Source organism: Nakamurella flavida, from assembly GCF_030811475.1.
In the GTDB taxonomy this organism is placed as follows: Bacteria; Actinomycetota; Actinomycetes; order Mycobacteriales; family Nakamurellaceae; genus Nakamurella; species Nakamurella flavida.
Genome location: NZ_JAUSQV010000001.1, coordinates 2,832,329 through 2,848,243, shown reverse-complemented (window position 1 = coordinate 2,848,243; position 15,915 = coordinate 2,832,329). Strand labels below are relative to the sequence as shown.

Genomic DNA, 15,915 nt, shown 5'->3' with positions numbered 1-15,915 from the left:
CGGCGCGGGTCAGCCGGTGGGTGCGGCCAGCAGGTCGGAGACGCCGCGGGCCAGCCGGTCGGCCACGGCCCGGGTGGAGGTCAGCTCCCGGCCGATGAGATGGGTCGGTCCGACCAGGCAGGCCGCCGCGACGACCGCGCCGGAGGCGTCGCGGACCGGCGCGGCGACCGAGGTCAGGCCGTCCTCGGCGTACCCGTCGAGGACAAGGCGGTCGTCGAGCCGGGCCCGCCGCACCTGCTGGAGGAAGCTGTCCAGGTCGCGGGGGGTGCGCTGGGCGGTGAGCGACGTGCGGGCCGGTAGCACCGCGACGATCTGGTCGTCGTCGAGGTCCATGATCAGCAACGCCCCGCCGTCCGCGCCGACCATCTGGGCGGGCCGGCCGAGCCAGCTCTGGGTGCTCAGCGGCCCCTCGGCGAACGCCTCCGCCACCGTGACGCTGCGGATCCCGCGGCGGACGGTGACGTAGGCGGTGGTGCGGGACTCCTGGGCGGCCGCGGTGACCAGCGGCGCCACCTGCTGGGTCAGCACGGCGGCGGTCACCGCCCGGTGCCAGCCGTGCAGGTACCAGCGCGGCGTCACCGTCCCGCCCCCGCCGGCGAGGCGGACCAGCCCGGCGTTCTCGGCGTCGCCGAGCACCCGCTCCACCCGTTCGGGACGGACCCCGAGCCGGCGGGCGATCTCCGGCACCTCACTGCCTCCCTCGCACACGTCCTCCAGGACGGCCGCGGCCAGGCTCAGCGACGCGCGCCCGGCGGCGACCCGGACCGCCCGGCCGTCACTCGGTGCGTGCTGCGCGGGTGCGCGCACGATGGCTGCCTCCAGGTTCGACCGGGCGGCGAGCAGCACGCGGCCGGCGACCGGCAGCACCCGCTCGGTCCGGATGGCGGGGACGTGCACGACGAGGGCGGCGACCACCTCCCCACCCTGGTCGCGGACCCCGACGGCGATCTGGTCGCGTTCGTCGGCCGCGGACCGTTCGACGTCCCGGCAGCTCTCGTCCTGCAGCACGCGCACGGCGGCATCGCCGGGCCCGGCGCACAGGTCACCGACCCGGACCCGCACGTGCAGGGTCCAGCCGGACGGGACGACGGCGATGACCCGCGGTCCGCCCGGGGCGGGCGCGACCAGGCACACCGTCTCCCCGGTGGCAGCCGACAGGCGGGTCAGGGCGAAGTCGACCGCCGAGGCGACGGCCGCTCCGGCCCGGCCGGACATGGTCGCCGCACGCCGGCCCAGCCGGTACGCGCCGTACCCCTCGGCGTGGTCGAGCAGGCCGACGCCGGCCAGCGCGGCGGACACCCGCGAGGCCGACGAGGTGGTGAGGCCCAGCTCCTGGGCGAGGGCACCCACCGCCACCGGGAGGAGGGGATCCGGCCGGTCGGCGACCGCACGCACCACCGCGAGAGCGGTGGCGAGACGGTCGGGCATCGGCATCCTTCCTGTCCGGGCGCACTGGGGGACTGCGATCCTCCGGCCAGTACCGCACCGGAGACCGATTCAAACCCGCTGATCAGCGGTGGTCGACCTCCGCGAACTCCCGTCCACCGGACAACCGCGCGTAGCCGGGGCCACGATCGAAGAACGGCGGGTCGGCGGGCGCCTGCGCACGGCGGGACGCCCGCAACGCCTCGGTGGCGGCCAGGTCGACCTGCACACCGCCGGGTCCGCCGGTGAGCACGACGCCGTAGTCCCGAGCCGCACCGGCGGTCGAGACCTTGCCCCACAACACGTCCCGCTCCACGGCCGCGACGGGACGCTCCAGCGGGTCACCCCACCCGCCGCCGCCGGTGGTGCGGATGCGGATGAGTTCCCCCGCACGCACCGGCTCGTCGTCGGCCAGGGCGTCGACCTCGCGCTCGTGCGGTCCGCCCGGGTCGATGGTGACGCTGAACGACTGCCCGGCTCTCCCGCCGCGCACTCCCCAGCACGCCAGGATCGACCGGTCGGCGATGGACATGAACGAGGCGTCCACCAGCATGCGGATCTGCTTGTCGTAGCCGAGTCCGCCCCGGTACAGCCCCGGCCCGCCGGAGTCGACGGCCAGCCCGAGCCGTTCGACGAGGAACGGGAACCGCGCCTCGGTGAACTCGGTGGGCAGGTTCCGCGAGTCGGGCACCACGTGGATGGTGTCCTCGCCGTCGGCGTAGTAGCGACCGCCCGATCCGCCGCCCAGCACCTCGCGCATCAGGTACTCCCGGCCGGCCTCGTCGCGGCCGTAGACCCCGGTGTAGCGGATGGTCTCCTGGTCCGCCGGCATCCGGCCGTCCACCGCCTTGGCCAGCACCCCGGCGAGCACGCCGAGCAACCGCAGGATGACGAACGTCCGCGCGTTGGTGGGGGCGGGGAAGATCGGTGTGAGCAGCGTTCCCGGTGACGGGAAACGCATCTCGATGAGCGGGACGACGCCCTCGTTGACGTCGAGCTCGGCCATCCGCTCCGGGCTCGCGGCCAGGTTCCGCAGGATCGGTGCCAGCCACTTGGCCAGGAACACCCCGTCGGAGTAGTCGGCGGCGTGGTTGATGGGGCCCTTGGCCTGCGGGGACGTGCCGGTGAAATCCAGGATCAGCCGGCCGCCGGTGACGCCGTCCCCGTCGGACAGCTTGGTCAGGGTGATCCGCTGGGCGTGCAGCCGGGGCTCGTCCACGCCGTCGTGCTCGGCGTAGTCCTCCCAGACGTACTCGCCGTCCGGGATGCGCGACAGGATCTCGGTCCGGTACGTCTGCGTCGAACGGTCCAGGATGGTGTCGAACGCGGCCTGCACCTGCTGTGCCCCGTACCGGTCGAACAGCTCGGTCATCCGGGCGGCGCCCATCAGGCAGGCCGAGCACTCGGCGTCCAGGTCGGCGGCGAGCGACTCCGGCATGCGGGAGTTGCGGGTCATGATGGCCAGCGCCGCCTGGTTGGGCACGCCGCGGTCCCACAACCTGATGGGCGGCACCATCAGGCCCTCCTCGAACACGCTGCGGGCGTGCGAGGGCATGGAACCCGGGACGGAGCCACCGATGTCGTCGTGGTGACCGAACGCCTGCACGAACGCCACGACCCGCCCGCCGGAGAACACGGGCACGGTGACGCACAGATCGGGCAGGTGCCCGATGCCGCCCTCGGACAGGTAGACGTCGTTGTGGAAGTACACGTCGCCGGGGTTCATGGTCTCCAACGGGAAGTCCCGCACCACCGGCTGGACCAGCGCCGAGTACGACCGGCCGGTGAGCTTGCGCATCCGGGCGTCGTGGATGCCGGCGCGGAAGTCGTGCGCGTCGCGGATCATCGGCGACCGCGACGTGCGCCCGATGGCCGTCTCCACCTCGGCCTCCACCGACGCCAGCGTCCCGGCGACGATCTCGACCAGGATGGGATCGACCTGCTGTGTCACCGGCGTGGTCATCCGGCGATTCTGCCGCCGGGGGCCATCGGCGTCACGGCTGGGGGTGGGCGCGGTCGCGGGCCCGCCCGGCCTGCACGCTCATCACGATGGCCAGCGAGATGAGGAACGGGATCACGACCAGGATGGCCGTCGGCCACAGAGCGTTCAGCACGGCCGGTGAGCTTTTGTTGAACCGCACCAGCAGTGACCAGCTCAGCGCCTGCATGGGGACGGCCACCACTGCCGCGGCCAACGCCGCCGGCAGCCCGTGTCGGCCCGTCGCCACCGCGCCGAGCGACCCGATCACCAGCGACGGCACGAAGGTGAACATCCAGTGGAAGATCGGGATGATCGGCCCGACGGAGGGGCCGGCCGGCCCCGCGAAGAACAGGGCGTTCAGGCTGCCCACCGCCGCCGTGACGACGAGCAGCACCGCGAGCACCCAGGGGAACCACCGCGGTGGGGCCGGCTCGGGCAACCGGCGGAACAACACCAGCGCCGTCGCGATGGTCACTGCGGCCGTGGCGATGAGCAGCAGCCAGACGGGTAGCGGCTCGTCCAGCAACCGGCCGACCATCGACGATCGAGTGCCGGGCACCCACACGCGCTGCGGCCAGGGCAGCGATCCGACGAACACCGCCGCGATGGTCAGCGCACCCAGGGCGACGATGAGCAGTGCCGTGGTCGCGTCGCGACGCCGTGCGGCGGTGATCATCGGCCGACCGTAGCCACCCCGCGGGTCAGCCCCCGAGCCGCCGCGCCACCACCGCGTACAGCGGATCCCCGCGGTACCGCCCGCCGGGGGTCCGCAAGGAGGCCTCCGCTTCGGTAAAACCGCCGGCCTGCCGGAGATATTCGCTGACGATGGCGCAGTGCTGCTCGTCGTCGGTGGCCAGCCAGCCGCGGATCGCCTTGGACGGGAAGCAGCGGTTGGAGAACGTCAGGGCGACGGGCGCGCCCGGCCGCAGCACCCGCGCCGCCTCGGCCAGCACCTCCACCGGCCGCACCAGGTAGTCCACCGACACGCAGCACACCACCCCGTCGACCGAGGCGTCGGGCAGCGGCAGCCGCGGGTCGAGGTTGAGGTCCTGCACGATCCGCTCGGTGGCCATCGGGTTGGCGTCGAGCTCGGCCGCGTTCATGCCCAGGACGATCAGCTCCGCCGGCGCGCTGTGCAGGTGGGAGATCCACGACGACATCAGGTCCAGCACCCGCCGCGGCTCACCGGACGCGCCGTCCAGACCGAGCTCGGCGTACAGGTCGCCCACCGCGGCGATGGCGCCGTCGTCGATGTGGGTGACCAGCCGCGTCGGGGTGTAGAACTCGCCGTCCGGTGACGGGTCGCTGCGGTCGAAGAAGCCGTCGGGGAACGGAGAGGGGGAGGTCACCCCAGCCAGAGTGCCGGAAGCCGGCGGCTCAGGACTCGCAGCCGACCCCGTCCCCGTCACGGTCGAGCTTGCTGGAGTACCCAGGGTCGCCGCGATACACCGGCGCCGCTCCCGCAGCCTCGGCCGCGGAACAGTTCGCGTAGTACGCCGACTGCTGCTGCTCCTGCGTCTGCGGTGCCGGAGCCACCAACGGCTGCGGCGCGGCCTGGGTCCGCGGGGCGGCCTGCGTCTGCGGCACCACTGCCGCCGCTTCGGGGGCAGCTGCGACCGCCGCGGGCTCCTCGACGGCAGCCGCAGCCGGGGCCGGCAGGGTGACCGTCTCGGTCTGCGTCACGGTGACCGGCGGCGGTGCGGGCGCCGTCGACACCACGGTCGTCGTCACCACCACGGTCGTCGGGACGGTGACGGTGGTCGGCACCGACAGGGTCGTGATGGTCGAGACAGCTGCCGGCTGCTGGGCGACCGGAGCAGACACTGCCGGGCTGCCGCCACCCACCAGGGCGAGCACCAGCCCCACGCCGGCGACTCCCCCGCCGACCTTGCGCGATGCCAGCGGCCCCCACGACGGCCGCGCGATGACCACGGCGACGATCCCCGCGATCATCACCAGCAACCCCAGCATGACCAGTCCGCCGCCCCCGCTGATCGCACCGATCAGCGCGAGCACCAGCACAGCACCCGCCACCACCCACCACACCGGGCCGACCCCTCGACGACCAGGCGTGGGCCTCCCGGATGGTGGCGGGTGTCCCGCCGGTCCGGCTGCCGGTGCACTCATGCCTTCCCCCACCCCTGTGGCCCGGGTGTCCGGGCCGCACAGTGACCTTCTCGTCACAGCGGGCTCCGGCGTTACCCGATCGGGGAAAGTCGCCGCGGCCGTCGACCCGCTGGCCACAGTCCGTCGACGGTCCACCCCCGTTCGCCCCCCCGAACAGGGTGTTGTCGGGCCGGACATCACCGACCGGTGGACGAGCGGTGAACACCGGCAGCAGCCCGACAGCAGCCGGAGGAGAGCCCGACCGGCGTCCGTCCCGCGAAACGCCGCACCCGGGATACCGGCTGCCCCGCTGCCCACTCCGAACCACTGCCCGCGCGGACCCGCTGCTCACACCGACCCGCGTTGCTCGCGACCGGCCGCGAGCAACGCGCCCTCGCACGAGCAACGCGACTCGGCTCGAGCGACGGGCCCCGGACGGTCCCGCCCACCCGCTCCCCTCATGCGACCGACGCTTCCCTCGCGTCCGGACGAGAGCCGAGCAGACGCCACACGAGGCGAGCGCTCGCCCTGGCCGGCCGGCGCCCCAGCCCCGTGCACCCACACCCACCCGCGCCCTCACGCGACAGACGCTTCCCTCGCGTCCGGACGAGAGCCGAGCGAACGTCGCGCGAGGCGAGCGCTCGCCCCGGCCTCCCAGCCCCGAGCCGCACGTCCGCACCCCGCCGCACTCACCCCCGGGTGAGCACCAGATTCCCGAAGTCGTCCACCCGCGCGGTGAACCCGGGGGGCAGGGGCACCGTGGAACCGAACTCCTGCAGCACGGCCGGGCCCCTCACCTGGTCGCCGGCGCCCAGGCGTGCCCGGTCGTAGACGATGGCGTCGGTCCAGTCGTCGAAGTACACGGGACGCTGCTCGAGCACCGCGGGGCGGGTGTCACCGGTGCCCGGGGCCACCCGGGGGATGACCGGTCGGGCCTGCGGGCCGACCCCGGTGACGCGGAGGTTGACCCACTCGACCGGTTGGCTGGCCCGGCCGCGGAAGTCGTACCCGTACAGCGCCCGGTGCGCGTCGTGGAACGCGGACACCACGGCATCGGCCCACCCCCGGCCCACCGTCCCGGCGGCATCGAGATCGGGCGCGGGCACCCGCACCTCGAAGGCCTGACCGAAGTACCGCAGATCGGCGGACACCTCGATGCGCCGCGCGGCCGGCTCGAACCCCTCCCGGTCCAGCGCCTCGTGGGCCCGGGCGGTCAGTTCGGCCAGCACGGCGCGGACACGGGCCGGGTCGAGCTCGTCGTCGCGGAACACCATGGTGCGCACCGTGTCGTGACGGACGTCCACGGTGAGCAGCCCGTAGGCCGAGACGGTGCCCGGGTCCGGGGGGACGAGAACGGCGGGCAGGCCGAGGATGTCCATCAACCGGCAGGCCAGCAGCGAGCCGGATCCGCCGAAGGCGACCATCGGGTGGTCGCGGATGTCCAGCCCCCGCTTGACGGTGACCTGGCGCAGGGCGTTGGCCTGGTTCCACGCCGAGATCTCCAGCACCCCGGCCGCGCAGGCCGGGACGCTCAGCCCGAGATCGGCCGCCAGGACGGCGATCCCGGCACGAGCAGCCTCGGTGTCCAGCGGGATGCGGCCGCCGAGCAGGTGCGGCGGGATCCGTCCGAGAACCAGCTGGGCATCGGTGACGGTCGGTTCGACCCCGCCGCGGGCGTAGCAGATCGGACCGGGGTCGGCGCCGGCCGACCGCGGGCCCACCGACAGCGAGCCCTGCGGCGAGACCGCCGCGATCGACCCGCCGCCCGCACCGACGGTCACCACGTCGATCATCGGGATCTTGGCCGGGAACACCCCGATGGTGCCCTCGGTCGTCAGGGGCGCCCGACCGTCGGTGATCACCGTGACGTCGGTGGACGTGCCGCCGCCGTCGCAGGTGACCACGGACGGGTGGCCGGCGTTCGCCGCGATGACGGCGGCACCCAGCGCGCCCGCGGCGGGACCGGACAGCACGGTGGTGATCGGCTGGTGGACGACCTCGCCCGCCGACAGCACCCCGCCGTTGGACCGCATGATCGAGAACGGGATGTCCCGGCCCGGGTCGAGTTCGGCGAGCCGCTCGGCGATCGCGCGCACGTAGGCCGCCACCCGGGGTTTGACGGCCGCGTCGACCAGGGTCGTCATCGCCCGCTCGTACTCGCGGTACTCGGGGAGCACCTGGCTGGACAGCGAGACCACCGCGGCCGGGTGCTCGGCGCGGATGACGTCGAGCAGGGCCTGCTCGTGGCTGTCGTCGGCGTAGGAGTGCAGGAGGCAGACACCCAGGGTGTCGATCCCGCGGTCCCGGAACTCCCGGACGGCGGCGACGGCGCCGGCGCGGTCGAAGGGCCGGATCTCCCGACCCCGGTGGTCCATCCGCCCGCCGACGGTGCGGACCCGGTCGACCGGCACGATGCGGTCCGGCTTCACCCAGAAGTAGCTGTTGCCGTAGCCGTCGGGCACGGACTGGCGGGCGATCTCCAGCAGGAACTCGTACCCCTGCGTGGTCAGGAAACCGAGCTCACCCACCGCCCCCTCGAGCAGCTGGTTGGTGGCCACGGTGGTGCCGTGGGCGATGGACGCGATGGCCGACGGGCCGACCCCCAGGACGTCGAGGATGGCGTGCACGGCGGTGAGGAAGCCGACGGCGGGGTCGGCCGGGGTGGACGGGGTCTTCGACGTCACCACCAGTCCGGTGCGCGTGTCGACGGCGACGACGTCGGTGAAGGTGCCGCCGGTGTCGACCCCGATGCGCAGGGTGCGGGCGGCGGGCGGGTGTTCGGCGATGACGGTCCTCCCGGGATCGGGTCGGGTCGGCGCGGGGCGGGCGCGACGCCGTCCCGATCCTCCCCCACCGGTGCCGGGGATCAGTCGCGGCGGCCCAGGGCGCGCAGGGTGCTCCGTTGGGCGGCGCCCAGGCCGCTGATGACGACGTCGATGCCGTCCAGCCGGGCCTGCGCCGAGGCCGCGGCCAGCAGCTCCAGCCCGCCGTCCGCCCAGGCGGTCACGGCGCGGGCATCGACCACGATGCGGCGCACGGGCGGGGTCAGCGCCTCCCGCATGACAGCGTTGAACCGGTCCAGTTCGGTGTCCGCCAGCGGCCCCCGCAGACCGACCACGGCGAGATCGCCGGTGATCTGCAGATCGGTGGACGACACCGCCGGCAGGGGCTCCACCGGATCGGACGGGCGGCGATCACCGTGCACGTCCACCACCGGTGCTCCTGGCCGCTCGATGCTGCTGTCCCCTGGTCGATCGGGTGCGGACAGCGTAAAGCTGGTCACACACCGTGGCAAGAGCACGACAGATCACGCCCGGGTGACCCGTCCGCCGGTCAGGAGTGGATCACTCCTCACTCCCCGTGGCCGCCCGTCCGGAGGACCGACCCCGACCCGGCGGCGTCAGCGGGACGTTCTACCGACGATTCGCGCCCGACGGATCACGCCGTCCGGGTGGCAGCCATGGTGGAACCGCACCGGCACGGTGACCACGGGTGACCGGGAATCACCGTGACGGGCGATCATGTCAGCCGCGTTCCCGGAGAGTCTTGACACGCGCCGTCGTCAAGGGACTACTGGAAGTGATCTTGCGCCGTCCGTTTCGTCCCGGGCGCACGCCCGGACTCCGCCCCCGAGGAGAGCGACAGTGACCGCAGCCCGGCCCGTGGATCCGGCCCACCCCGCCGGAGCCGACGGGCTGCTCCGTTCGGGCGACGACACGGACTGGGTGCAGCATCTGCTCCAGCTCGCCCGGGTGCGCCTGGGTATGGAGCTCTCGTGGGTGTCCCGGGTGGAGGACGACACGGTCGTGGTCGAGGCCGTCAGCGGCGCGGTCCCCGATGTCCCGTTGGCCGCCGGCTACACATCCCCCCTCGGTGACTCGTACTGCGTCCGCGTGCTGGACGGTGCCGCACCGCTCGTCGTCCAGGACGCGGCTCTCGACCCGCTCACCGCAAACCTGCCGGCGACGGCCGAGATGGGTATCGGGTCCTACGTGGGGGTTCCCCTGCAGCGGTCCTCCGGGGCGGTCTACGGGACGCTGTGCTGCCTGAACCGCGATCCCGATCCCCATCTGCGCCTGCGGGACGCCCAGTTCCTCCAGCTCCTCGCCGACCTGCTGATGGACCTGCTCGATCGCGGGGAGGACCGCACCATGCAGCTCCGGGAGGACGAGGCCACGCGTGACGGGGTTCGCGCCCTCATCGCCGACGGCGGGCCGGACATGGTGTTGCAGAGCATCCACGCCCTCCCGGACCTGCGCATCATCGGCTACGAGTCGCTGGCCCGGTTCGCCGCCGGAACCCCGGACGTCTGGTTCGCCCGGGCCCGCGAAGTCGGCCTCGGGGTCGAGCTGGAACTCGCCGCGGTGGCCAACGCCCTGGAGCACCTCGACCAGCTCACCGACGAGCAGTTCCTCACCGTGAACGTCTCACCCGACGTGGTGTCCCATCCGGGCCTGGTCGCGGTGCTGGGTCGACGGGGGCTGCACCAGCTGATCCTGGAGATCACCGAACACGAGAAGGTCGACGACTACCTGGGCCTGCGGGAGGCGATGGACCGCTGGCGCACCCGGGGTGTCCGTTTCGCCGTCGACGATGCCGGGGCCGGGTACTCGGGGATGCGGCAGCTGATCGAGCTGCGCCCGGAGATGATCAAGCTCGACCGGTCGATCACCCGTGGCCTGGACGCCGACCCGGCCCGGTTCGCCATGGCCACCGCCCTCGCGGCATTCGCCCGGGAGATCGGCTCCGGCCTCGTCGCCGAGGGCGTGGAGACGGCCAGCGAGCTGGCCAAGGCCCTGGAACTGCGGATCCCGCTGGCCCAGGGCTACCACCTGGGTCGACCGGGAGAGCGGCGCCCCCGGGTCGACCTGACCCGCCCGCGACTGACGGCCTGACCGGTCAGCTCCGCGGGTCGACGACGGTGATGCCCGGCGCGGCCGGTCCGTCCAGTGCGGCCAGCGCGGGACCGGCGCCGTTCAACCCGACCACCTGGCCGATGAGGTCCTGGGGTCGGAGTCGTCCCGCGGCGACCAGCTCGAGCATGCCCGGGTAGTCCACCGCGGGCATGCCGTGGCTGCCGTAGATCTCCAGCTCGTGCGCGATGACCCGGTCCATCGGCAGCGGCGGGGTGGACCCCGCCCCCAGCAGCAACCCGGCCTGGACGTGCCGGCCGCGGCGGCGCAGGGAGAGCACGGAACCCACCGCGGTCGGCGTGCTGCCCACCGCGTCCAGGCCGACATGGGCGCCGCCGGCGGTGATCTCGCGGATCCGCTCGGCGGTGTCCGGCCCGGCGGCGACCACCTGCTCCGCACCCAGCTCCCGGGCCCGGTCCAGCGCGTCGGCCGAGGTGTCCACCGCGACCACCCGGGCGCCCAGCGCGACGGCGATCATCACCGCGGACAGCCCGAGGCCGCCGCAGCCGAACACGGCCACCCACTGCCCCGGGGCGACCCGCCCGTGCACGGTCAACGCCCGCCACGCGGTGGCGAAGCGGCAGCCCAGGGCCGCGGCGGCCAGCACGTCCACCCCGTCGGGAACGGCGACGAGGTTGAACGCGGCGGGGCGGACGACGACCCGTTCGGCGAACGAGCCCGGCCCGGTGAACCCGGGTTGGGTCTGGTCGGGGCACACCTGGGCCTCGCCGGCCCGGCACAGCGCGCACCGACCACAGCCCAGCACGAACGGCACGGTGACCGTGTCGCCGAGCCGACGCCCCGGGCCGAGATCGCCCACCCCGGAACCCAACTCGACGAGGATCCCGGCCAACTCGTGCCCGGGCACGTGCGGGAGGGAGACGGGGTCGTGGCCGCGCCAGGCGTGCCAGTCCGACCGGCACACACCGGTGGCCCGCACCTCGATGACCGCGCCGTCGTCAGGGCAGACCGGGTCGGGGATCTCACGGACGCTCAGCGGGCCGCCGACGGTGTCGAAGACGACCGCCCTCACGCGTGGTGACCCGGGACCAGCGCGACCTTGCCGGAGCGCCCCTGGTCGACGAGCTGGTAGGCGGTGGCGGAGTCGGCCAGGTCGAAACGGTGGCTGACCACCACCTCGGGGTGCAGGTCCCACACCACCAGGCGGTCCATCAGCTCGGCCATCCGACCGACGCTGCTGACCCACGAACCGATCAGGGTGATCTGCCGGTGGATGACCTCGTGGCTGACGTCGAAGTCCATCCGGCCCCCTTCGCCCACGAACGCCATCCGGCCCCACCGGGCCAGGGCGAGCAGAGCGGTGCGCCGGCCGGCGCCGGAACCCGAACAGTCGACCGCGGCGGTCACCGAGCCGGCGCGCGACCCGGCCAGGTCCTCGGGGCTGACCACCTCGTCGACCGCGCCCAGGTCCAGCGCCAGCTGGGAGCGCTCCGGGGACGGATCGGTGCCCAGCACCGGTCGGCCGCCCAACTTGCGGGCGAGCAGACCGGCGGCCAGGCCCACGGGGCCCAGACCGGTGACCAGGACGCTGTCCTCGCCGGAGATGTGCAGTCGGGTCAGCGCCTCGTAGGCGGTGCTGAACCCGCAGGCGATGCACGCGCCGTCGACGAAGCTCAGCGCGTCCGGCAGCGTCACGCAGGTGACCTCCTCGGCGAGCAGGTAGTCGCCGTGACCGCCGTCGCGCTGCCAGCCGTAGGCGCTGCGCAACGGAGAGGTGCAGCTGATGAAGTAGCCGCGGCGGCACTCGGCACACTGCCCGCAGCCGGTGATGTGGTAGACCGCGACCCGGTCGCCGACCGACAGACGCCGGCAGCCCGGGCCGACCGCGACGACGGTGCCGGCCGGTTCGTGCCCGGCGATGACGTCGTTGTAGCCCTCCGGGCCGGAGCCCAGGTGCTCGCGGTAGATGGCCCGCACGTCGCTGCCGCAGATGGTGGACGCACCCACGGCCAGCAGCACCTGACCGACACCGGGTGTGGGAACAGGGATGTCGTCCCGCAGGACGGTGGTGGAGTTCCCCGGCAGGTAGACCCCGCGCATCGTGGTGGGGAGATCGGCGACGGTGGGCACGGTGGACGCGGTCGGCATGGGGTCACGGTAGATCCCCGCCCGGCCGTCGGGGGACGCGAGCCCGCTCGGGCACACAGTGGTCAGCGGGCGGCACCGATCTGGTCACCGACGGCGCGAACCGGGCTCAGACCCGCAGGACCCTCGGTCCCAGGCTCTCGAACCGCCGCGCGGCGAACGGCGCGAGCCCGCGGTCGGTGATCAACGCGTCGAAGTCGGCGACGCCGGCGAACCGCGCGAAGCTGTTCACCCCGAACTTGGTGTGCACCCCGACGAACAGCCGCCGGCGTGACCGGGCCATCACCATGGCCTTGACCGTGGACACCGCCGGGTCCGGGGTGGTCAGTCCGTGTTCCACGGTGATGCCGTTGCTGCCCAGCACGGCGGCCTCGAAGACCAGATCGGCCAGGATCTCCCGCACCCAGTGCCCGGACGTGCTGAGGATCTTCTCGCGGACGAGACCGCCCAGCACGATCACCGTGTGCCGCTCGTTCGCGGCGAGGGCGGCCGCGGCGGGCAGGGACGGGGTGACCACGGTGACCGGCCAGTCCGCCTCGGCCAGGGCCTGCGCCACCAGCAGCGGGGTGTACCCGTCGTCCAGGAACAGCGACTGCACCACGCCCAGTTCCTCGACGACGGCCCGGGCGATGCGCCGCTTCTCGGCGACCAGGTGGGCGGACCGGTAGGACAGGGTCGTCTCGTACCCGGCGCCCTCGAACGGCACCGCCCCGCCGTGCACCCGGCTGATCAGCCCGGTGCGGTCGAGCACGGCCAGGTCCCGCCGGATCGTCTCCGCGGACACCCCGATGACCCCGACCAGGTCGAGCACGCTCATCCGACCCGCCCCGCGGACGGCCTCGACGATGGCGCGCCGCCGCTCGGCATGGTCACTGCGCCGCACGGTCATCGGTGTCCTCCCGTCGGGAGAACCTACGGGGCGGCCCGGGTGTCCCCGGACCGCCCCGCAGGACCACGCCGTCAGCGCCGGAGGGTCACCAGACCTGGATGACCGAGGGACGCGGGCCGGCGAACTGGCCCGGCTTCGCGGCCTGTCCGACCGGCACGTAGTCCGGGAAGCGCGAGAGCTGCGCGTCCCACGTGCCGTCCTCGCCGGGGTGCTGCACCGCGACGTAGGCCATGCCCCTGCCGTCGCGCTCGTGGACGACCGGTCCGCAGGTCTCCGCGCCGGTCGGCACGGCCAGGAACTGCTGCACCCGGCCCCGCTCCCTGCCGGACAGCCCGACCTTGAACAGCCCGTCGTTGTACCCGATGGTGCTGGGGGCGCCGTCGGTGGAGATCCACAGGTTGCCCGACGCGTCGAAGGCGACGTTGTCCGGGCAGGAGATCGGCGAGACCTTGTCCTTCGGGTAGCCGGCGAAGTACGTCGAGTCGTTGGTCGCCGGATCACCGCACACCAGCAGCAGGTTCCAGGTGAACGTGGTGCCGCAGGCGTTCCCCTTGTCCTCGTTGATCTCCACGATGTGCCCGTCGCGGTTGGCCAGGCGCGGCGCCACCTCGGTGGCGCCCTCCTTGCCGGCCTTGCCGCGGTCGGTGTTGTTGGTGCAGGCCACGTACACGCGCCCGGCGATGGAGCGGTGCGGCTGCACGTCCTCGCAGCGGTCCATCTTGGTGGCGCCGACGGTGTCCGCGGCGAGTCGGGTGTTGACCAGCACCTCCTGCACGGTGAATCCCGGCACCGCGCTCTTCCCGCCCCGGGTGAGCGCGATCCACGTGCCGGTGCCGTCGAAGGCGCCGTCGGACGGGAGCTTCCCGGTGCCGTCGATCTCGGCGACCGGGGAGTCGCCGGAGAACCGCGCGACGTACAGGTCGCCCTCGGTCAGCAGGGTCCGGTTGTACTCGCGGTCGGCCTTGGCGGTGCCCGTGCGCATGCTCCGTGCGGAGACGAACTTGTACAGGTAGTCGAAGCGCTCGTCGTCACCCATGTAGGCCACCGGGCGGCCGCCGGACAGCGTGACGTTGGCGCCCTCGTGCTTGAACCGGCCCATCGCGGTGTGCTTGAGCGGCGTGGCCGTCGGGTCCTCGGGATCGATCTCGACGATCCAGCCGAACCGGTTGGGCTCGTGGACGTCTCCGCTGCTGCGGGCGTCGAACCGCGGGTCGATCTCCTCCCAGCCGTAGGTGCTGGGGGCGTCCTTCAGGCCGTACCGCTTCTCGGCGGCGGAGACACCGGTGGTGCGGAAGTACCCGTTGAAGTTCTCCTCGCCGGAGAGCACGGTGCCCCACGGGGTGGTGCCGCCCGAGCAGTTGCCGAACGTGCCCAGCACGGTGCGACCGGCCGGGTCGGCGGTGGTGCGCAGCAGCTCGCACCCGGCGGCCGGTCCCGTCAGGGTGAACGGGGTGTCCGCGGTGATCCGGCGGTTCTTGCGTCCGGCGGGGTCGTAGGTCCACGGGGTGCCGTAGGTGGACCGCTTGAGACCGACCACCGACATGCCGTGCGCGGCCTTGGCGATCTTCTTGGCGGTCACCGTGTCGACGGTCGGCGGGAACATGATGGCCGGATTGACGTACTCGTGGTTGGCCACCAGCAGCCCGCTCAGACCCTTGGCCCCGTTGACGATGATGTCGAGGTAGTCGTTGTTGTAGCCGAACTGCAGCGCCTGCTTCTCCGGCGTCTGGGCGAGCGCGTCGAAGGCGACGCCGCCGGGCAGGATCGGGTCACCCCAACGGATGATCGGCGACCAGGAGTACCCCTCGGGCACCGTCACCGCGTCGACATCGGCCGGCACGGGCGCGATGGGGCTGAAACGCAGCAGACCGCCGGCCGGGCGGGCGCCACCTCGGGCGACCCCGGCGGCCTGGCCGGAGGCGTCCGGAGCCGCGGGGGCCGCGGCCGCGGCGGGCATGCCGCCCAGGAGAGCGGGACCCAGGGTGAGCGCGGCGGCACCGGCACCGGCCAGGCCGAGGGCCTTGCGCCGGTTCAGCACGGTGTCGGCGATGCTGCGGAAGGTCGGGTTGGCCGTGGGGTTCGGCACCGGGTGGGCGCAGGCGTCGGCGCACTTGAGGTGGCAGGTGACGGGGCTGCGCTTGCCCCGGGTGTGCCCGTCCATCAGCAGGGACAGGCGGCGTGCGGGCGGGATCGGCGCGGCGGGGTCGGACTCGGGCGATTCGTGGCATGCGGACACGGCGGACTCCTGTGTTCGGCGTCAGGGGTGAGGTGACCGTAGGGCGGTCGATCACCCGGCAGGGGGGCCGGAGATGACGCACGGGCGAACGCTGGATGGCCGCCGGGCGGCCCCGGCCGCCCGGACGGCTGAGGACTATCACCCGAACGGGGTGGCCCTCAGGTTGGGGAATCGAGCTCGAGCGACCAGACTGAGCCGGATGCGTGATCAGACGATCACTGCGAGACACTGGATGTGCGACGACAGCTGCAGGACGGAG

12 protein-coding genes are annotated in these 15,915 nt (G+C 73.3%); 1 reads left to right on the top strand and 11 read right to left on the bottom strand.

Annotated features, from left to right (window positions below; translation table 11 throughout):
- Window positions 1–9: 9 nt before the first annotated feature.
- From J2S58_RS12595 to J2S58_RS12565, 7 genes are all read right to left on the bottom strand, one after another.
- Window positions 10–1,428, bottom strand: coding sequence for an IclR family transcriptional regulator domain-containing protein (locus tag J2S58_RS12595; protein WP_205256783.1), 1,419 nt, complete (start codon window positions 1,426–1,428; stop codon window positions 10–12).
- A gap of 82 nt (window positions 1,429–1,510) precedes the next feature.
- Window positions 1,511–3,388: a hydantoinase B/oxoprolinase family protein gene (locus J2S58_RS12590; RefSeq protein WP_205256784.1), complete on the bottom strand. Its 1,878-nt coding sequence runs from the start codon at window positions 3,386–3,388 to the stop codon at window positions 1,511–1,513.
- Between the two features lie 31 nt (window positions 3,389–3,419).
- Window positions 3,420–4,082, bottom strand: a complete 663-nt coding sequence (locus J2S58_RS12585; RefSeq protein WP_205256785.1) for a hypothetical protein — start codon at window positions 4,080–4,082, stop codon at window positions 3,420–3,422.
- A 25-nt stretch (window positions 4,083–4,107) separates the two neighbouring features.
- Window positions 4,108–4,755 carry a methyltransferase domain-containing protein gene (locus J2S58_RS12580; RefSeq protein WP_205256786.1) on the bottom strand — a complete coding sequence of 216 codons (648 nt, stop codon included), beginning with the start codon at window positions 4,753–4,755 and terminating at the stop codon, window positions 4,108–4,110.
- 28 nt (window positions 4,756–4,783) lie between these two features.
- A complete protein-coding gene (locus J2S58_RS12575) occupies window positions 4,784–5,443 on the bottom strand; it encodes an excalibur calcium-binding domain-containing protein (protein ID WP_306828433.1) in 660 nt (219 codons plus the stop codon).
- A 758-nt stretch (window positions 5,444–6,201) separates the two neighbouring features.
- Window positions 6,202–8,298, bottom strand: coding sequence for a hydantoinase/oxoprolinase family protein (locus tag J2S58_RS12570; protein ID WP_205256958.1), 2,097 nt, complete (start codon window positions 8,296–8,298; stop codon window positions 6,202–6,204).
- Window positions 8,299–8,378: 80 nt separating this feature from the next.
- Complete coding sequence (locus J2S58_RS12565) at window positions 8,379–8,726, bottom strand: STAS domain-containing protein (protein WP_205256788.1); 348 nt, start codon at window positions 8,724–8,726, stop codon at window positions 8,379–8,381.
- A 430-nt stretch (window positions 8,727–9,156) separates the two neighbouring features.
- Between J2S58_RS12565 and J2S58_RS12560 the strand changes: the two genes are divergently transcribed.
- Entirely contained in the window at window positions 9,157–10,407 is a 1,251-nt protein-coding gene (locus J2S58_RS12560) for a sensor domain-containing phosphodiesterase (RefSeq protein ID WP_205256789.1), read from the top strand.
- A gap of 4 nt (window positions 10,408–10,411) precedes the next feature.
- Here the strand turns inward: J2S58_RS12560 and J2S58_RS12555 are convergent, their stop codons facing one another.
- From J2S58_RS12555 to J2S58_RS12540, 4 genes are all read right to left on the bottom strand, one after another.
- Window positions 10,412–11,458, bottom strand: coding sequence for a zinc-dependent alcohol dehydrogenase family protein (locus J2S58_RS12555; protein WP_205256790.1), 1,047 nt, complete (start codon window positions 11,456–11,458; stop codon window positions 10,412–10,414).
- Window positions 11,455–12,534: a zinc-dependent alcohol dehydrogenase family protein gene (locus J2S58_RS12550; RefSeq protein WP_240188858.1), complete on the bottom strand. Its 1,080-nt coding sequence runs from the start codon at window positions 12,532–12,534 to the stop codon at window positions 11,455–11,457. Before J2S58_RS12550 ends, J2S58_RS12555 begins: the two co-directional genes overlap by 4 nt.
- Before the next feature lie 106 nt (window positions 12,535–12,640).
- Window positions 12,641–13,420 carry a DeoR/GlpR family DNA-binding transcription regulator gene (locus tag J2S58_RS12545; protein WP_205256791.1) on the bottom strand — a complete coding sequence of 260 codons (780 nt, stop codon included), beginning with the start codon at window positions 13,418–13,420 and terminating at the stop codon, window positions 12,641–12,643.
- 85 nt (window positions 13,421–13,505) lie between these two features.
- A complete protein-coding gene (locus tag J2S58_RS12540) occupies window positions 13,506–15,581 on the bottom strand; it encodes a PhoX family protein (protein ID WP_205256960.1) in 2,076 nt (691 codons plus the stop codon).
- Window positions 15,582–15,915: the final 334 nt, after the last annotated feature.